Source organism: Agrobacterium sp. D14, assembly GCF_001526505.1.
In the GTDB taxonomy this organism is placed as follows: Bacteria; Pseudomonadota; Alphaproteobacteria; order Rhizobiales; family Rhizobiaceae; genus Agrobacterium; species Agrobacterium leguminum.
In genome coordinates, this window is record NZ_ASXX01000068.1 from 214,311 (window position 1) to 233,174 (window position 18,864).

The following is an 18,864-nucleotide window of genomic DNA, read 5'->3' on the forward strand; positions in this document are numbered from 1 at the left end:
ACCCTCCCGCGCAATGGGAAGACCGGGCCGGCGGCAGGTCTTCGATAAGAATGGGAACAAAAACTAGGAGAAGATAAATGAAGACTTTATGGAAGGCGCTTTGTGCGGCCGCGATGGTCGGCATGACGGCATTCTCCGCTCACGCGGAAGAAAAGACCATTACCATGGGTACGATGTCCTGGGAGGATCTCACACCCATCACCGGAATTACCAAAAAAGTACTGGAAGACGCGGGTTACAGCGTCAAGGTCGTTTCCTTTTCAGAATGGGGCATCGCCTATGCCGCGCTGACCAAAGGCGACATCCAGATCATGGCCTCGCAGACGGATTATGCCGCCCAGGACTACTGGGACAAGAACAAGCGGCGTCTGGAGAAAATTTCTCCCGTTTCGCACGGTCTCTATCAGGCGATTGCGGTTCCGAAATACGTGACGATCGATTCCATCGATCAGTTGAACGACAATGCCGAAAAATTCGGCGGCAAGATCGTCGGCATCGAGCCCGGCTCCGGCCTGATGCGGGATGCGGCCAGCGCCGTGAAGGAATACGGTCTGAAACTGCCCCTCGTCGAAGGCAGCACGGCCGCGATGACCGCCGCGCTCAAATCGGCGATCGACCGCAAGGAATGGGTCGCCGTCGCCATCTGGGAGCCTTCCTGGATGATGTACAAATACGATCTGAAATTCCTGAAGGACCCCAAGGGCATTTTCCCGCCGGCACAGGGCTATTACTGGATCGGCCAGAAAGGCTTCGCCGCGGAATATCCGCATGCCCGCGAAGTGATCGCCAGCGTCTACGTGCCGCTCGCCGATATCACCGCGATCAACGGCGCGGTCAACGACGGCAAGACGATGGATCAGGCGGTCAAGGACTGGACCGACAGCCACGCCGATCTTCTGAAGCGCTGGGAAAACATCAAGAGCGAATGACCTTGAACGTGCGGGCCGCCAGGGTGGCCCGCACGCGGATTTCCAAAACTTGAAGGCCGGCCCGAGCAGGCCCGTGGGGAACGCAATGGATGCTATGATGAATGATTCCAACGAAGTGTTGGTTGATTGCCAGAACGTCTGGAAGATTTTCGGTGCGCGTGCTCAGGCCGCCGTCAAGGCCGTCTCCGAACGCGGATTGTCCAAGAAGCAGGTGCTGGAGGATTTCGACTGTGTCGTCGGCGTCTCCGACGCCAGCCTTCAGGTGCGCCGTGGCGAAATCTTCTGCATCATGGGGCTTTCAGGCAGCGGCAAGTCGACCCTGATCCGTCTTCTCAACCGTCTTATCGAGCCGAGCGTCGGCAAAATCACGGTCAAGGGCAAGGATATCGCCAGGCTCAACGCCGCCGAACTGCGTGAGCTGCGCGCCCGCAACATCGCCATGGTCTTCCAGAGCGTGGCGCTGCTGCCCTATCGAACCGTGCTGGAAAATGCCGGTTTCAGCCTTGAGGTGCGCGGTGTCGCGAAAGACGAACGCAACCGCGTGGCGCGCGAAGCGCTTGAGAAAGTCGGGCTGGCTGACTGGACGTCGCGCTATCCCGCAGAATTGTCGGGCGGCATGCAGCAGCGTGTCGGCCTTGCCCGTGCATTGGCCGCCGATCCCGAAATCATTCTCATGGACGAGCCGTTCAGCGCGCTCGATCCCCTCATCCGCCGTCAGTTGCAGGATGAGTTCCGGCAATTGACGAAATCGCTCGGCAAATCCGCCGTCTTCATCACCCACGACCTCGAGGAAGCGATCCGCATCGGCGACCGCATCGCGATCATGAAAGACGGCGTCATCGTGCAGGTCGGGACCGCCGAGGATATCGTCACCAAACCGGCCGACGATTACGTCGCCGACTTCGTCGCGGGCATCTCCAGAATTCATCTGGTGAAGGCGCATTCGGTCATGCAGCCGGTCACCGAATTCGCAGCCTCGCAGCCGCAATGCGATATCGGCACGCTGCTCAAGGCCTCGCCGGAAGCCGACATCGGGGCGCTGATCGACCTGACCATGCAGTCTAACCAGGATGCTGTTGCGGTGGTCGAGAACGATGCCGTGATTGGTGTCGTCACGACACGCGGCTTGCTGCGCGGCGTCGCCGGAACGCCGGGCGAAGAATTCGCGGCGGCTTAGGCGGGGGGATGGTAATGGACACCTCGATCATCACGGACCGTTTCGACACCTGGACGGAGGATGCGCTTGGCTGGATCGGCGATAACGGCGAAGGGCTGTTCGATTTCGTCAGCCGGTTGCTTGAGGGCAGCTATGACGGCATCCTCTGGTTTCTCCAGCTTGCCCCACCGGTCGTCATCGCACTTGTCGCGGCACTGCTCGGCTGGCGGCTGATCAACCTGACGGCCGGCATTCTTGCCGGCGTCGCGCTGCTGTTCTGCGCGACCATGGGACTGTGGACCGAAACCATGAGCACGCTGGCGCTCGTCGCCACGGCGACAATTCTCGCGCTGCTGGTCGGAATACCGGTCGGCATCCTCGCGGGCTTCGCCAAATCGCTGGACAGGGTGCTGGAACCCGTCCTCGACCTGATCCAGACCATGCCGCCTTACATCTACCTTCTGCCCGCAATCGCGCTTCTGGGATATGGGCCGGCGACCGCGCTCATCGCCACCTTCATCGTCGCCATGCCGCCCGCCATCCGGCTGACCTCGCTCGGCATCCGCATGACGCCCCGGGAATTCATCGAACTGGGTCACGCAAGCGGACTGACGCCGTGGCAAATGTTCACGAAAATCCGCCTGCCATTCGCCATTCCAAGCGTCATGGCCGGTATCAACCAGAGCCTGATGATGGCCTTCGGGATGGTCGTCATTGCCGGCATCGTCGGCTCCGGCGGCCTCGGCGAGACGATCTATGGGGCAGTACGCACGCTGGATGTCGCCACCTCCATCAATGCCGCAATCGCCATCGTCATTCTGACCATGGTGCTGGACCGGCTCACGCAAAGCGCGGCCCGCCGCGTCAAGGCAGGTGCAAGATGAACTTCGATCTCTTCCGGTTTTCACCGGGCACCTATCTCGCGCCCGCAGTGGATTGGCTGAACACCAATTTCCACCCGTTTTTCGCAGAGGTGACCAATATCGTCGAGGCGGTTCTCGGTGCAATCGAAGCCGCACTGCTTTATCCGCCCGCCTTTGCCCTGATCGCTGCGGCGACCCTGCTTGCATTCTTCGCCATCAACCTCAAGGCCGCGATGGTGACGGTGTCTGCGCTGCCATTCTGCTTCTTCGCGGGCCTGTGGCGGGAGTCGATGCAGACGCTGGCGCTGGTGACCGTGGCCGTGGCCATTTCGGTATCGGTCGCCTTCCCGCTTGGCATTCTGGCGTCACGCTACAAGCGGTTCGAAACCTACCTTCGCCCGGTGCTCGACATCATGCAGACCGTGCCGCCATGGGTCTATCTGATCCCGGCCGTCATGATCTTCAGCCTCGGCCGTGTTCCCGCAATTATCGCGACCATCGTTTACGGGGTCCCGCCCATGCTGCGCCTCACGACGCTCGCCTTCAACCAGGTGCCCAAGGACCTTCTGGAGCTTGGGCAGGCGACGGGCGCCTCACCCCGGTCCATCCTGTTCAAGATCGAAATCCCGTCGGCCACGCCAACACTTCTGGTCGGCCTCAACCAGTGCATTCTGCTTTCTCTTGCCATGGTCGTACTCGCAGGGCTTGTCGGAGCCGGTGGACTGGGTGCTGAAGTCACGCGCGGTTTGACGCGCATGGAAATGGGTCCGGGCCTGAGGGCCGGCCTTGCCATCGTCGCCATCGCCATTTTCCTCGACCGCCTGTCCAGAGGGGCGTTGCAAGGCCGCCGGACATCGGTTGCAGGAAGCGGCGCGCACTAGGAAGAACACCCCATGCGCAAGAGCTTCTTCTGCATCGATGCCCACACCTGCGGCAATCCGGTTCGCCTCTTGGCTGGCGGCGGACCGCTCTTGCCGCATCTCCCCATAGCCGAGCGTCGCGACATATTCGTCCGGGACCATGACTGGATCCGGCAGGCTTTGATGTTCGAACCACGCGGGCACGATGTGATGTCGGGCGCGATCATCTATCCGGCGCATCGGCAAGACTGCGATTTCGCCGTGATCTTCATCGAGGTCAGCGGCTGCCTGCCCATGTGCGGCGCCGGCATGATCGGTCTTGTGACGGCGGCGATCGAGGAGGGTCTCGTCACCCCGAGAGTGCCGGGAAGACTGTCGATAGAGACCCCTGCGGGAAAGGTCGATATCGAATATGAGAAGCCCGGAGAATTCGTCGAATCCGTCCGCATGTTCAATGTGGCGAGCTACCTTCACGCCGCCGACGTGGAGGTCGAGGTCCCCGGCCTTGGCAGGCTCGTTGTCGATATCGCCTATGGCGGCAATTATTATGCGGTGGTCGAGCCGCAAGCCGTCTGGCCCGGTCTCGACGGCATGTCGGCCAGCGATATCGTCGATCTCAGCCGCAAGCTGCGGACCGCGCTTTCTGAGCTTTGCCATCCGGTTCATCCAGAAAATGACAGAATAAGCGGCGTGCATCACGCCATCTGGTGCGACCAACCGATTTCCGCCAATGCGGATGGGCGGGGCGCGGTCTTTTACGGTGACAAGGCCATCGACAGATCGCCCGGCGGCACCGGCACCTCGGCCCGCATGGCGCAACTCCATGGCAAGGGTCGTCTGAAAACCGGGGACACATTCCGTCAGGAAAGCCTGATCGGCACGATCTTCGAAGGCAGGATAGAGCAGGACACGGAAATCGGCGGCTTCAGGGGAATCGTCCCGAGCGTTTCAGGCTGGGCGCGGATTATCGGGCACAACACGATATTCGTGGATGACCGCGACCCGCTGGCCCACGGATTTCAGATCGTTTGAGGCCCCGCGCATTCCGGCGCAAATGGGTCTCAAGAACCGGCACCCATGAAGGTCACCCGGGTAAGAGCCGTATAGTTGGATTCCGAGGCCATCAGGGCTGCGAAGACGAGCACGAGAACCGGCGGAAGCAGGATGGCGTAGATCAGGACCAGCCGTTCCCAGGCCATGTGCATGAAAATCGCCATGATCAGCCCCGCCTTCAGGATCATGAACAGGATGATGAGAGACCATCTCGGATAACTCTGAATGCCGAGATAATCGACCATATAGGAGAAGGCGCTGAGGACGAAAAGCAGTCCCCAGACTACCATGTAAAGTCTTATCGGATGCTGCTGTCCCTGTTGTGACTGTTGCTGTGCCATGATGCCATCCTCACTCACCACAGATAGAAGAATGCGAAGATAAAGACCCACACCAGGTCCACGAAATGCCAGTAAAGCCCGGTTATCTCGACGATCTCGTATTGCCCCTTGCGGCTGGTGAAGAACCCCCGCCTTTCCTCATCGAAATCTCCCCGCCACACCTTGCGCGCGACGATGAGAAGAAACAGGACGCCGATGGAAACATGGGTGCCGTGAAAGCCCGTGATCATGAAGAAAGCCGAACCGAACTGCGCCGCACCCCACGGGTTTTCCCAGGGACGAACGCCCTCTGCGATCAGCTTGCTCCATTCGAATGCCTGCATTCCCACGAATGTCGCGCCAAGCGCTGCCGTCGCCACCATCAGCGCGGCGGTTTTGCGACGGTCGCGGCGATATGCGAAGTTGACGGCCATGGCCATCGTGCCGCTGCTGCTGATGAGAACAAAGGTCATGATGGCGATCAGGATCAGCGGAATGTGCCTGCCGGCAATCGTGAGCGCGAAAACCTCGCTCGGATTGGGCCAGGCCGCGGTGGCCGACATGCGCGCCGCCATATAGGCCAGCAGGAAACAGCCGAAAATGAAGATATCGCTCAGGATGAATATCCACATCATCGCCTTGCCCCAGGAGACGTTCTTGAACGCCCGCTGGTCCGATGACAGATCGGCGGCGACGCCGCGCAGTCCCGCCGGCCGCAGATGCGGATCACTTACCGGTCTTTCCTCCATGGATGCGGCCATGATCGACACTCCTCAGGTGACCAATTGACGGCAGAGATCGACGAAACTGTTCGCCCAGCCGGCGAAAAGCGCAAAAAGGATAAGCCAGACGACCAGCATGAAATGCCAGTAGATGGCGCACAGCTCCACACTCAGGCGCATCCTCGCCGACAAGGGCTCGCTCCGGGCACGGATTGCGGTGCGACCAAGCACGAAAAGCCCGCCCAATATATGCAGGCCGTGCAGGCCGGTGATCATGTAGAAGAAGCTGTTCGATGGGTTATCCGCCAGAATATAGCCTGCGGAGATGAGTTGCCGCCACGCCAGGAATTGACCGGCGACAAAGAAAACAGCCGTCGCAAAGGCTGTCACAAGAGCCGCGTTCAGCCTGTCGCGATGATCTGGACGGGTTTCGGTTTTCGCCCATTGCAGCGCCAGACTGCTGGCGGCAAGCGCCGCGGTGTTCACCCATAACAGTCCGGGGATCGGGATACCCCACCAGTCGGCGCCGCCCATGCGGCCGAGATAGGCGCTGATGAGCAAGGTGAACAACGCGCCGACAACCGCCAGAAATATCCCAAGTCCGACTTTCGCAATCGTCGCCGACGATCCCTGCATCTCCGGCGCATCGCCTGCCAGACCGACTTCCAGCCAGGGCTTCGAGGCCAGCCGCTGCCGCGCCATCCACCAGCCGATGATGCCGGCGATCCCGGCCATGAAGACGAGGATGGCGCTCATGACAGGGCCCTTTCGGAAGGCCCGGCCGCCGCCGGCTGGTTTTGCGGCAGGAAGTCCTCAGCCGCACCGGGCACGCTATAATCATACGGCCAGCGATAAACGACCGGCAGTTCCTTGCCCCAATTGCCATGAACCGGCGGGGTCTGCGGCGTCTGCCATTCCAGTGTCGTGGCCCGCCACGGATTGCCGACCGCCTTTTTGCCCCAGCGCAGGCTCCACTCGAGATTGAACACGAACAGCAATTGCGCCGCACCGACGATGAGCGCGGCTACGGTGATGAATATGTTCAACGTGTGCGCCGAATCTGGAATGAAAGCGGTTTCGCCCAGCTCGTAATAGCGGCGCGGCACGCCCATCAGCCCGAGATAATGCATCGGGAAGAAGATGGCATAAGCGCCGAGAAAGGTGATCCAGAAATGGACGTGCCCCATTGCCTCGTTCAGCATCCGGCCTGTGACTTTCGGATACCAGTGGTGAATCGCACCGAAGATCACCATGATCGGCGCGACCCCCATCACCATATGGAAATGGGCGACCACGAACATCGTATCCGAAAGCGGCACATCGACGACGACATTGCCGAGGAAGAGACCGGTCAATCCGCCATTGATGAATGTGACGATGAAGGCGAGCGCAAACAGCATCGGCAGGGTGAGATGGATATCGCCGCGCCAGAGCGTCAGCACCCAGTTATAGACCTTGATCGCCGTCGGCACGGCGATAATCAGCGTCGTGGTTGCGAAAAAGAACCCGAAATTCGGGTTCATGCCGCTGACATACATATGATGCGCCCAGACGACGAAGCTCAGCGCCGCGATGATGACGATCGCCCAGACCATCATGCGGTAACCGAAGATATTCTTGCGCGCATGGGTGCTGATCAGATCCGAGACGATGCCGAAGGCGGGAAGTGCGACGATATAGACTTCCGGATGGCCGAAGAACCAGAACAGGTGCTGAAACAAAATGGGACTGCCGCCCTCCTGCTTCAATTGTTCGCCCATCTCCACGATGGCCGGCATGAAGAAGCTCGTGCCGAGCAGCCGGTCGAACAACATCATGACGGCGGCGACGAAGAGCGCCGGGAAAGCGAGCAGCGCCATGGCGGTCGCCGTGAATATGCCCCATATCGTCAATGGCATGCGCATCAGCGTCATGCCCCGCGTGCGTCCCTGCAACACGGTGACGACGTAATTCAGCCCGCCCAAAGTAAAGCCGATGATGAACAGGATCAGCGATGACAGCATCAGGATGATGCCCCAGTCGCGCCCGCCCGGCGTTCCAGAAAGAAGCGCCTGCGGCGGATAGAGCGTCCAGCCGGCGCCCGTCGGCCCGCCGGGTGCGAAGAAACCGGCCACCAGCACAAGGACGGCGGAGAGATAAAGCCAGTAGCTCAGCATATTGGCATAGGGGAACACCATGTCGCGCGCGCCGAGCATCAGCGGGATCAGGTAGTTGCCGAAACCGCCGAGAAACAGCGCGGTGAGCAGGTAGATCACCATGATCATGCCATGCATGGTGATGAACTGATAATAATGTTCCGCATCGATGAAGGAGAAATAGCCGGGAAAAGCGAGCTGCAGGCGCATCAGCCAGGAGAGCACCAGCGCCACCATGCCGATTGCGATGGCTGTCAGGAAATATTGAATGGCAATGATCTTGGCATCCTGGCTGAAGACATATTTCGTCCACCAGCTTTTCGGGTGATAAAGCTCGACGTCCTCGACTTCAGCGGGCTGAATGACCTGCCCGGCGTCGGATCCAATCTCGGCCATGTTCCATCCTCCCTGTTCCCCCGATGCGGTCTTCCCTTCCGATATGCACGGCGCTTATCTGGCCGCCGACGTTTCCGCTGAAGCCAGCAATTTCGAGAAAGTCGGCTGCTGCTGCAGCCAGGCTTGATAATCGGCCTCGGTATCGACGACGACGGTGCCGCGCATCTGCGGATGGCCCACACCGCACAGTTCCGCGCAGAGAACCTCGAAGGTTCCCGTCCGGGTCGGCGTAAACCAGTAATAGGTGACCGAGCCGGGGATCATGTCCATCTTGGCCCGGAACTCCGGCACGTAGAAATCATGCACGACATCGACCGCGCGCAGCAGCATTTTCACCGGCCTGCCGGCGGGCAGATGCAACTCGCCGCCTTCAACGATGACATCGTCCATTCCGGCGGGATCGTTCCTGTTCAGGCCGAGCGGATTGCCGGGTCCAATAGCGCGCGTATCCGCCCGCCCGAGCCGTCCGTCCGCTCCCGGCAGGCGGAAACTCCATTGCCATTGCTGACCGACGACTTCCACCTCGCTCGCACCGTCCGGGACGGTCACGAACTGGTTCCATACGAAGAGACCCGGCAGAAGCATTGCAGCCACCCCAACGCCGGTTCCGCCCGCCAGCCACCATTCCAGGCGCTTGTTTTCGGGCTGGTATGCCGCCCGGTTTCCGGCGCGGTGCCTGAAGCGGAACACGCAATAGGCGACGAACAGCACGACGGCCGAGAAAACGAAGCCGGTGATCCAGAAAGTGATGATGATCGTATTGTCGATATAGCTCCAGTTCGAGGCTATCGGCGTCCACCACCACGGGCTCAAGAGGTGGAACACGATCGATCCCACCACCAGCAGAACGAGAATCACAACGACAGCCATCGTCTCCTCCCGTGACCCGGCCACGAATACTTTTACAACTCCATCGCGAAGTATATTAGAATTATCTCATAAATTGATCGGGCGAGCAATTACGGTGGCGCCTGCGGCAGCGTCCCCTTCCTGTGCTACGGCCTCAATCGGGAAGGCAATCGCGAAAAGCAGACAGATCGGAAGAAAACGATACCACATGGCATCCCCGCACTCTCCATGGCCATCCCAACCGCCGCGGCTCCCCTCAGTGGGGCCGCAACGGCAAGGAGGGTGATCTACGGATAGATTTCCTCTATGAATTCAGGGCGTACGGCTTGGATAATCGGACACGATCAGTTTCCGATAGAGGTGCCAGGTCGAGTGGCCGAGGATGGGCATGACGACCGCGAGGCCGATAAATACCGGGATCGTGCCGACGACGAGCAAGGCCGCGACGATCAATCCCCAAAGCGCCACCGGAACCGGGTTGGCAAGCGTGGCGCGGATGCTCGCATCCACCGCCGCGACTGCGCCGACATCCCGGTCGAGCAGCAGCGGGAACGCCACCACCGTTGTCGCCAGCACGACGACCGCGAAAACGAAACCGGCCAGATTACCCCAGACGATGAGCGAGAGACCTTGCGAGGTCGTCAATACGTCCGACAGAAAGGTGGAGAGCGAAACCGGACCGGTCGCATCGAAAGTCGCAGTGTAGATGCTCTGCGCAACAATCAACCAGACGACGAAAAGCACGAACAGCATGACGGCGACCGCAATGATCGACGGCAGGGCCGGAGAGTGACGAACCTCCAGTGCATGCCGCCAGGAGCTATCCAATCCCTGCTCGCGTCGTCGACTGATTTCATAAAGCCCGATGGCCGCGATCGGACCAATCAGTGCAAAACCCGACATCAGCGGATAAATAACCGGCAGCAGATTGGCGCCGGAACTCCACATCACCAGAAAAACACCGGCGATCGGATACATAAGACAGAGAAAAACATAGTGGGACGGCTTTTCTTTAAAGTCCTCAAGTCCCAGCTTCAACGCATCCACAATATCCGGGATGCCAATCTTGCGGACTTCCGGGCGGGCAAATTCACCACTCGCACCGGCCATGACATGGAATGCCGTCATAGCACTTCTCCTCCTGCGCCATGATCCGGCTGGCGGTACAGGAACGCTCGGTGACTTCTATCGACGCGCCAAACCGCAACCGGCTGTTTTGTAATTTATCAAATTTTGTCGCCTTTGTCGCCTGTTCTTTAAATTGGAGAAATCAGACACCCGTTGCCGGCACGGTCGACAGAACCGCACTTGTGCAGGTTTTGGATCGTTGCCAGCTCCGTGCACTGTCTATGGCGCGTGCGAAGCGGGCATGGTCTTCGGCATCGACCGATCCGTCGGGGGCGAATATCTCGGCATCGCCTCGCAGGGCCGCAACATCGACGCCGCACAGTTCCGCCAGACCAAGCGCCGTCAGCTCGCGCATGGCGGGCACGCAAATGGTTCGGCCGCTGGCAGCGGCCAGAAAGCGAGCGAAATAGCGGCTGTTCGACAAGCCGCCATCGATGGAGATCGTGGCGCCTATGGGAGCGACGGCCGATGCCGCCTCGATCAACCGCGCCGTCAGCAGGGCAATACCTTCCAGCACGGCGCGCACCATGTCACGCCGCTCGGTCGCGTGGTCCATGCCGATGAACAACGGCACGGCCTGCCTGTCCCAATAGGGCGCGGCAAGGCCCGAAAGGGCGGGCACGAAGACAAGGCCGCGGCGAATGGCCGATGGTCCCTCGAAACCGTCGAGTTCGGTATTTTCAGCATAGAGGCCGATCTTTTTCGCCCATTCAAGCGCCGCGCCGGCATCATAGATCCCGCCTTCGATGGCGAAAACCGCAGTCGCACCCTGCATTTGCCAGCCAATGGTCGGCAGAAGCTCTCCCGTCAAAGGCCGCCCGTTACCGGCAACGGCCAGCAGAAAGGCCCCGGTTCCGAAGGTTATCTTGCAATCGCCGGCCTTGCGGCAGCCATGCCCATAAAGCGCTGCCTGCTGATCGACGATGGAAACGCGGATGGGCGTTCCCTCAACCGCGCCGAAGCCGCCATCGACAGGGCCGATTTTGGGCAGGCAATCCAGCGGCACGCCGTGAAGCGCGCAGAGTTCCGGGCTCCAGTCTCCGGTTGAGAGATCGAGCAGACCCGTGCGCGACGCCGTTGCAAGGTCGGTGCGGAAACAGCCCGTCAGCCGGTCCAGAAAAAACGCATCGGTGGTGCCCAGCCGCAAACGGCCTGCGGCGCGTGCCTGTGCCACCGCTGGATTGTGCCTGACCAGCCAGGCCAGTTTACTGGCCGAAAAATAGGGATCGAGCGGCAGCCCGCAAATCTCTTTCGAACGATCCGTTGCCGAAGGCGGCAGGGCGTCCAGCGCTTCGGCGGTGCGGGCATCCTGCCAGACGATGACCGGCGACAGCGCCTCGCCGCTCACGGCATCCCACGCCAGACAACTCTCGCCCTGATTGGCGATGGCGATGGCATCCACCGGCCCGGCGGCAGCCAGCATCGCGCGGATGTTGCCCAGCAGTTCTTCCGGATCATGTTCCACATGGCTAGCGGCCGGATAAAATTGCGCGTGACGCCGGCTGGCCACGACCTCCGCCGTGCCGCCATCGCTCACCACAAGGCACCGGGTCGATGTCGTTCCCTGATCGATTGCGGCAATGCGCATCAATTGGTCTCCTGAAAGTGAAAAGCAATCTGGCTCGCTTCAAACGCAGCGCCGGGAATGGGCACCAGTACACGGCGTTCAGGACACCAACGGCCGGTCTTGCTCCACACTTCCGTTTCATCGAGATGAAGCGAAAGCCGGCCTTGAATGCGTCTGGTAAAGCGAAGCTGAAAGTCGCGAAATGCGGGGCTGTCGAGCCCACCCGGCCGCAACATGGCGGGAACCGCCAGCTTGAGCGGATCGGCGAAGGTGACGGGCACCCCCGGCGCGCCGCATGGTTCCCGGGCGAGATCGTCAGCCACCGCCGCGCCAACCCGACGGCCTTCGCGAAACGCCCAGCCGCCCGTTTCCGCAGCTCGCAAGACATTCCCGCCGGCGAAGAATATCGGATTGGGCATCCGTCCGTCCTGATCGATCAGCGGCCCGGCGCTGCCTGCCGCAACATCCACGGGGGACGCATTGAGAAGCGCTGCCTCCGGCGTGAACCGCCCGGTGAGCAGAACACCGTCGCATTGAACTGTCGTGATGCGACCATCCGCCAGACGGATATAGGCCTCCTCGACCCGGCCGCGTCCGCGAATATCCGTGAGTGTCGCACCACAATGAAAGGGCACCCCGGCCAATCGCGGAAACCATTGAAAAGGCGACCGCGCCAGTGGATGCGGTTCCGGCTCGATCATTGCCACCGGCCGGGCGCGATGCGTCAGGCAGGTCAGAAGCGCGGAAAAGGAAACCAGTTCCGAACCGACGATAAGCGGCCGGCGAAAGGGCATGATGCCGTGAAAGGCGACATAGGATTGCAGCGTGCCGGTGGTGACCACACCCACCGGCCGGTCACCGGGCAGAAGTCGCGCGGAGCGTGGTTTTTCCCGCGCGCCGGTGGCAAGCACGATACGCCGGGCCTTCAGCGTCTCGACGCCGCGCGCCGATGCCACCAGCAGCGCGCCATCCTGCCCGAGTTCCACCACGGAACGACCGGTGCGTATATCGACACCCGCATCCTGCGCCTGCCGCTGCAGGCGTTGCGCATAGGCCGGACCGAAATAAACGCGTCCGAATTCACGTATGCCGAAGGGCGAATGCAGGCAATGCCGGGTCGCGCCGCCAAGGGCCGGCTCACGGTCAAGGATCATCACGCGGGCGATGCCGCGCGCTTTCAGCTCCAGCGCCGCCGCCACACCCGCCGGGCCGCCGCCGACCACGATGACATCCGCACTCTTTTGCTGAAAAGCTTCCCCTGCACTCATTGGTTATCTCCCTCGCGAAGGGCAAGCGGGGTCGCTAGGCGGTCGCCCGTCATCGCGGCCAGCCGGGCGTTGCAATAAAAACCTTGGCAGCGGCCCATGCCGGCGCGGGTGCGCCGCCGCAGCCCGCCGAAATCGCCCGGCGGCACCGGGCTTAAAAAGGTCGCCTCGATCTCGCGGCGCGTGACGAGTTCGCAATGACAGACGATTTCGCCGTGATCGGCACGCTGCCAGTCCCGCTCGCAGGTTTCCGTCAGGTTGGGCATCGTCACGTCGGGAACTGAGGGCGGTGGGACAAAATGCGTGCCGAAACCTTCGTGAAGCCTCAGCGCATGTTGCGCCAGACCGAGTGCGGCGCTGAGGCCGGTGGAGCGAATGCCGCCGAGCGTGATCGCGCGTCGGTCCGGCCGGGCGGAAATGCGGTAATGCTTCTTTTCAGACGCCGGCCGAAGACCGGCATAAACGGCGGTCACGGAAACGGAAGCAAGCGCCGGAACGATCTCCGCGCCGCGCTCCAGCAATGCTTCCAGCGTCGCCGTCTCGACCGTCGCGCGCTCCCGGTCTTCCTGCTCTTCCGCCGTCGGGCCGACGAGAACATTACCGAAGGCGGTGGGGCAAACCACGATGCCCTTAGTGATTTCGGTCGGAACGGGCAGGACGATACGCGGCACATGCCGGCGGGCAGCCTTGTCCAGCACCACGAACTGCCCCTTGCGGGGCTTGATGGCGAAGTCGGGCGAAAGCCCCAGACGCGCATCGACGATATCGCCGAACAGCCCGGCGGCGTTGACGACGCTCGCGGCAAATATTGTGCCTGCCGTGGTCTCGATCCGCCACGCGCCGTCGAACGCACCGGACAGGACTTCCGCGTTGCGCACCAGCTGCGCGCCGAGCGCCACCGCCTGCGTGAGATAGCCGAGCGGCGCGGACCAAGGATCGATGATATGTTCGCCCGGAACGTCGAGCGCGGCGACAAGGCGGTCGGACAGGCCGGGCATGGTTTCACGGGCCTGCACGGCCGTAAGGAACTCAAGCTCGGCGATGCCGTTGCGCCGCCCCTGATCGGCGATCGCCTGCAGTTTTTCCGCCTCGTCCGGGTTCCAGGCGCAGACCAGCGCGCCTGTTTCGACGAGGCTGAGGCCCATCTGCCCATGAATGGAGAGATATTCCTCCCGGCCTGACTTCACCAGTTCCAGTTCCAGACTGCCTTCCGGCGCATCGAAGCCGGTATGGAGGATGGCGCTATTGGCCTTGGAGGCGCCGGAGAGGATATCGGGGCCTTTCTCGATGACCACCACCTTCGCACCGGCCAGCGCGAAACGGCGGGCGACCGCGCAACCGACCACACCGGCGCCGATGACGGCGACATCAAATTCCGTGGAGGGGGTTTCAGCCATGGGCTTCCCTTTGCCTTCGTCTTTCAAAGCGAAATCAACGGGCGCGACGGATCGCGCCGATGCAGCAGCGGCGTTCATAAACGGGAGTAAAATTCGCGCCTGTGCCAGTAGGGGCAGCCAGCACCAGCGGGCGGCCCCGAGACTTTATTTCACGAAAGTCTTGGTCAGGCCCGCCGTGCGGTCGACGATGAGGACGACGGCAAGGGTGAGCACGATCAAGAGAACGGAAATGGCCGCAACGAGCGGATCGGCCTGCGTTTCCACATGCTGATACATGGCGACGGGAAGCGTGGTGATGCGCGGGCCGGTAAGGAACAGCGAAATTACCGCTTCATCGAACGACACCAGAAAGGAAAGTGCCGCGTCGCCACCACGCCCGGCGCGATCATCGGCATGGTCACGCGTCGGAAAATAGTGAGCGGCGATGCCCCGAGCGTGGAGGCGGCCTCCTCGAAGATCAGCGGCAGGCCGGCAAGCGAGGTGGTGAGAACACGCAGCGCATAGGGCAGCACGATGATGAGATGGGCGATCACCAGACCGGTGAAGGTGCCGAGCAGGCCCGCACCGGCGAAGACGATCAGGATCGCGAGGCCGAGAACGATGGTCGGCAGCAGCAGCGGCGCGGTGAAGAAGGCGAGAAGCGCATCCGCACCGATCACCCGCATGCGAACGATGGCATAGGAGGCGGGCAGCGCGATCAGCATGGAGAGCGCGGTGACGATGATGGCGAGAAGGGTGCTGGTGCCGAGCGCTCCCATCATCTTGGAATTATGCATGAGATCGACATACCAGCGCAGGCTCCAGCCGGAGGGCGGAAAGGTCATGTAGCTGTCGGCCGAAAACGAGATCGGCACGACGAGAACAACGGGCGCCAGCAGGAAAAGGAACATGATGAAGGCGACGATTTTCAGCGCCAGCGGAGCGGGACGTTCTTCCATCTTCGATCTCCTTTAAAGAATGGCCCGCAGAAGCCGGGAATAGAGCACCAGGGCAGCGCCGAAAATAACGAGAATGATCATCGACAGCGTCGCTGCGAGCGGCCAGTTGAGCGTCACGATGGCCTGATCGTAGATTTCCGTCGCCAGAAGGAAGACGCGCCCGCCGCCAAGCAGCTTGGGGGTGATGAACGAACTGACGGCGAGAACGAAGGAAAGCAGGCAACCGAGGGCGACGCCGGGCATGGTGAGCGGCACGATGATCCGCCAGAATACCTTCCACGGCGACGCGCCGAGCGTTTCCGCCGCCTCTTCGACACGCGGATCGAGCCTGCCGAAACCGGCAAGCAGCGCCAGGATCATATAGGGCATCAGGATTTCGGTTAGCCCGATGACGACGCCGACCTTGTTGAACAGCAGCCGCACGCCGCTTTCGGCACCGAGCGCTAAGAGGATGTTGTTGATGAGGCCGTCATCGGCAAGGATCGCGATCCAGCCATAAGTGCGCACCACGGCCGAGGTGAGCAACGGCGAAATCACCAGCACCAGCAGCAGCGTTTTCCAGCGGCCCTGCGCCCGGTGAAGATAAAGCGCGATGGGATAGGAGGCGATGAGTGTGAGAACCGTGATCAGCAGGCTGGTCAGGATGCTCTGGCCGATCAGTTCGATATAGAAGCCGTCAGTCAAGGTGGACGACCAGTTGTCGAGCGTATGGGCTTCCCCGAGACCGCCGCCGCCAAGGCTTTCACGGAAAGAAAGCAGGAGCAGGTTGAAGACGGGCATCACGAAGGCAAGGCCATTGACCGCAATGATCGGCCCGAGAAGAAGCGTTGCGAGAAACACCATGGAGGATGTGCGGCTGCCGGGAGCCGTGATCATGACCGCCGCTGTCATTGGCCTGCTCCGAAGACCAGCGTGTCCTCCACCCGCCAGACGAGGCTGACCGCGCTGCCCGCCGCCACAGGTGTTTCCCCGCCGGAAGTCGCGCGCTCCACCGACAATGTCTGTCCGCCCGCGGCGATCTCGTAGTGAAGGATATCGCCTGCATAATAGACATCGCGAACCTCACCGGCGATGCGATTGACCGGCGCTCCGTCGAAATCGGGTGCGGCGTCGCCGGCAACCGTCATGGCCATGCGGTGCGGCCGTACCATAAGGTCGATGGTGCCACTGTGCGAGCCGGGCGCACGCAATACCGCATCCCCGACCGCGATGTGATCGCCGACGGCGTTTCCGACCAGCCTGTTGGTGCGGCCGACGAAAGAGGCGACGAAAGCCGTCGCCGGGCGCTCGTAAAGATCATGCGGCGTGCCGAGCTGTTCCAGACGCCCGCCATTGAGCACGGCGACCTTGTCGCACATGCTGAGCGCCTCGACCTGATCATGCGTGACGAAGATGGAGGTGATGCCGAGCTGTTTCTGGATGCGGCGGATTTCAGAGCGCATCTCGTCGCGCAGCTTGGCGTCGAGATTGGAAAGGGGTTCATCGAACAAAAGGATGGAGGGCTGGATGACCAGTGCACGCGCCAGTGCAACGCGCTGCTGCTGGCCGCCGGAAAGCTGGGCGGGGCGGCGGTCCTCGCGCCCTTCCAGACGCACCATGGCAATCGCTTCGCGCGCACGCCGTTCCGCTTCGGCAGTCGGCACTTTGCGCATTTCAAGACCGAACATGACGTTCTTGAGAACCGTCATATGTGGGAAAAGCGCATAGCTCTGAAAAACGAGGCCGATATCGCGCTTATAGGGCGCAAGCTGCGTCACATCCTTGCCGTCGATCAGGATCGAACCTGACGTCACGGGAGCAAGGCCGGCAATCATGCGCAGCGATGTCGACTTGCCGCAGCCGGATGGACCGAGGAAGGCAACCAGTTCGCCCTTGGGAATCTCGAGATTGAGATTATCCACGGCGACCATGGTTTCGTAGCGCTTGGTCAATGAACGAATCGAGAGGAATCCTGGCTGCATGATGTCTGAAGTTCCCATTCTGGCTTTTTGCCTTTCTCCAGAACATGTCCCATCCCGGCGGGTCGCGGACATGCCCTGTCCCTTGATCTATGCAATCGCGGCGGAAATTTACCTGCGCTCTGCGCGGCGCTTTCCCCATGCAGGCCTTCGGGCCACCCACCCCTCCATCGATCCCAACACCGACGGAGGAAATGAGCCGGGGCCCATGCCGTTTCCGCATCCGCCCGAAGGGGATGCGGAAGTCTTGCCATTTTTCACGACAGAGACGCGAAAGCCTTAGCGGCTGAGCGGGATGACCTTGCGGCGCCAGTCCTGCGTGATCTGGTCACGAACCTTCGAGAGGCCGATCCAGTCAACCGGGATAACCTTGTCCATCGCCTTGACGACCGTGCGATCGCTGACATCGGGAGCCACCGTGGCCTTGGCGTTGGTCGGCGCATAATACATGGCGGCGGTGAAGGCGGCCTGAGCTTCCGGGCTCAGCGCGTAATCGATGAACTTGCGGGCCGCCTCGGACGACGGGCCGCCCTTGACGAGGTTGAGCGTGTTGATCTGCAGGATCGTGCCCTCCTTCGGAAGAACGACCTTCATCTTGCCCTTGGAACCGTCGGCATTGACCTGGCTGCGGGCATTCCAGCCCACGCCCAGCGACACCTGGCCGTTGACGACAGTTGGATAGACTTCCGGCTTCGGTTCCCAGGTCTGGACGTTCGGCGCGACTTCCGCCATGGCATTGATGCCGGCGTCGATATTCTTGATGAAGTCGGTGCCGCCATTCATGTGGTCCATGATGATGGTCGTACCGATACCGACGATGTCAGGAGCGCTCAGCATGGCGATCTTGCCCTTTAAGGCGCTGTCTTTCAGGGCATTCCAGCTGTCCGGTGCGGTCTTGATTGCATCGGTATTGTAGATGAGAACGAGGTTGTCGAAAGTCACGCCGACACCGGCGACGCCTTCGAAGCGGGCGTTCGGATAGAGGTCGGCAACGTTCTTGGTAACGCTTTCATCGACCTTGTCGAACAGACCTTCATCCGTGCCGGTCTTGGCGACGGAGACGTCCATCAGCGCGATATCGGATTGCGGAGCAGCTTTCTGGGCGCGCAGCGAGCCGAGCATGGCGGCGGAACCCTGCTGCGGGAAATAGTCTACCTTGATATCCGGGTTGGCGGCCATGAAAGGCTCGATGACGGCCTTGGTGTAACGTTCCTGGAAAAGGCCGCTATAGCCGAGGAACGTCACGGTCTGCTGGGCGTGCGCCGGCAGGGCGGCCGCGCCAAGCATGAGAATCCCACTCAGAAGTATCGATTTCTTCATTGTCCTGT

At 61.3% G+C, this 18,864-nt stretch carries 17 protein-coding genes and 1 pseudogene; 5 read left to right on the forward strand and 13 right to left on the reverse strand.

Annotated features, from left to right (window positions below; translation table 11 throughout):
- The first annotated feature begins 77 nt into the window (after window positions 1-77).
- From L901_RS25410 to L901_RS25430, 5 genes are all read left to right on the forward strand, one after another.
- Window positions 78-929 carry a glycine betaine ABC transporter substrate-binding protein gene (locus L901_RS25410; protein WP_059761139.1) on the forward strand — a complete coding sequence of 284 codons (852 nt, stop codon included), beginning with the start codon at window positions 78-80 and terminating at the stop codon, window positions 927-929.
- A gap of 97 nt (window positions 930-1,026) precedes the next feature.
- Window positions 1,027-2,106, forward strand: coding sequence for a glycine betaine/L-proline ABC transporter ATP-binding protein (locus tag L901_RS25415; protein ID WP_371259727.1), 1,080 nt, complete (start codon window positions 1,027-1,029; stop codon window positions 2,104-2,106).
- A 14-nt stretch (window positions 2,107-2,120) separates the two neighbouring features.
- Window positions 2,121-2,969: a proline/glycine betaine ABC transporter permease gene (locus L901_RS25420; protein WP_059761143.1), complete on the forward strand. Its 849-nt coding sequence runs from the start codon at window positions 2,121-2,123 to the stop codon at window positions 2,967-2,969.
- Window positions 2,966-3,829: a proline/glycine betaine ABC transporter permease gene (locus L901_RS25425; RefSeq protein WP_059761145.1), complete on the forward strand. Its 864-nt coding sequence runs from the start codon at window positions 2,966-2,968 to the stop codon at window positions 3,827-3,829. The genes L901_RS25420 and L901_RS25425 overlap by 4 nt, the downstream gene beginning before the upstream one ends.
- 12 nt (window positions 3,830-3,841) lie before the next feature.
- Window positions 3,842-4,840, forward strand: a complete 999-nt coding sequence (locus L901_RS25430) for a 4-hydroxyproline epimerase (protein ID WP_059761148.1) — start codon at window positions 3,842-3,844, stop codon at window positions 4,838-4,840.
- A gap of 29 nt (window positions 4,841-4,869) precedes the next feature.
- On the opposite strand, the gene L901_RS25435 is transcribed toward L901_RS25430, so the two are convergent.
- The 13 genes and pseudogenes from L901_RS25435 to L901_RS25495 all read right to left on the reverse strand — a co-directional run bounded on the left by L901_RS25435 (window position 4,870) and on the right by L901_RS25495 (window position 18,856).
- Window positions 4,870-5,202 carry a cytochrome C oxidase subunit IV family protein gene (locus tag L901_RS25435; RefSeq protein WP_035239099.1) on the reverse strand — a complete coding sequence of 111 codons (333 nt, stop codon included), beginning with the start codon at window positions 5,200-5,202 and terminating at the stop codon, window positions 4,870-4,872.
- 14 nt (window positions 5,203-5,216) lie between these two features.
- A complete protein-coding gene (locus L901_RS25440) occupies window positions 5,217-5,942 on the reverse strand; it encodes a heme-copper oxidase subunit III family protein (protein ID WP_003521989.1) in 726 nt (241 codons plus the stop codon).
- Window positions 5,943-5,954: 12 nt separating this feature from the next.
- Window positions 5,955-6,659 (reverse strand): cytochrome c oxidase subunit 3, encoded by a 705-nt coding sequence (locus tag L901_RS25445; protein ID WP_059761150.1) that lies wholly within the window; start codon window positions 6,657-6,659, stop codon window positions 5,955-5,957.
- The gene (locus tag L901_RS25450) at window positions 6,656-8,434 is read right to left on the reverse strand and encodes a cytochrome c oxidase subunit I (RefSeq protein ID WP_059761152.1); all 1,779 of its coding nucleotides are present in this window, start codon (window positions 8,432-8,434) and stop codon (window positions 6,656-6,658) included. Before L901_RS25450 ends, L901_RS25445 begins: the two co-directional genes overlap by 4 nt.
- Window positions 8,435-8,488: 54 nt before the next feature.
- Entirely contained in the window at window positions 8,489-9,304 is an 816-nt protein-coding gene (locus L901_RS25455) for a cytochrome c oxidase subunit II (protein ID WP_059761154.1), read from the reverse strand.
- A gap of 291 nt (window positions 9,305-9,595) precedes the next feature.
- Window positions 9,596-10,411 (reverse strand): DUF2189 domain-containing protein, encoded by an 816-nt coding sequence (locus L901_RS25460; RefSeq protein WP_059761155.1) that lies wholly within the window; start codon window positions 10,409-10,411, stop codon window positions 9,596-9,598.
- A 142-nt stretch (window positions 10,412-10,553) separates the two neighbouring features.
- A complete protein-coding gene (locus L901_RS25465; RefSeq protein WP_059761157.1) occupies window positions 10,554-11,999 on the reverse strand; it encodes an FGGY family carbohydrate kinase in 1,446 nt (481 codons plus the stop codon).
- Window positions 11,999-13,246: an NAD(P)/FAD-dependent oxidoreductase gene (locus L901_RS25470; protein ID WP_059761159.1), complete on the reverse strand. Its 1,248-nt coding sequence runs from the start codon at window positions 13,244-13,246 to the stop codon at window positions 11,999-12,001. The genes L901_RS25465 and L901_RS25470 overlap by 1 nt, the downstream gene beginning before the upstream one ends.
- Window positions 13,243-14,640 (reverse strand): NAD(P)/FAD-dependent oxidoreductase, encoded by a 1,398-nt coding sequence (locus L901_RS25475; RefSeq protein WP_059761277.1) that lies wholly within the window; start codon window positions 14,638-14,640, stop codon window positions 13,243-13,245. Before L901_RS25475 ends, L901_RS25470 begins: the two co-directional genes overlap by 4 nt.
- Before the next feature lie 144 nt (window positions 14,641-14,784).
- Window positions 14,785-15,578 (reverse strand): annotated as a pseudogene (locus L901_RS25480) (ABC transporter permease).
- A 12-nt stretch (window positions 15,579-15,590) separates the two neighbouring features.
- Complete coding sequence (locus L901_RS25485) at window positions 15,591-16,469, reverse strand: ABC transporter permease (protein WP_003521979.1); 879 nt, start codon at window positions 16,467-16,469, stop codon at window positions 15,591-15,593.
- Window positions 16,466-17,539 carry an ABC transporter ATP-binding protein gene (locus L901_RS25490; protein WP_059761160.1) on the reverse strand — a complete coding sequence of 358 codons (1,074 nt, stop codon included), beginning with the start codon at window positions 17,537-17,539 and terminating at the stop codon, window positions 16,466-16,468. The genes L901_RS25485 and L901_RS25490 overlap by 4 nt, the downstream gene beginning before the upstream one ends.
- Window positions 17,540-17,815: 276 nt before the next feature.
- Window positions 17,816-18,856, reverse strand: coding sequence for an ABC transporter substrate-binding protein (locus tag L901_RS25495; RefSeq protein WP_035261025.1), 1,041 nt, complete (start codon window positions 18,854-18,856; stop codon window positions 17,816-17,818).
- Window positions 18,857-18,864 lie beyond the last annotated feature (8 nt).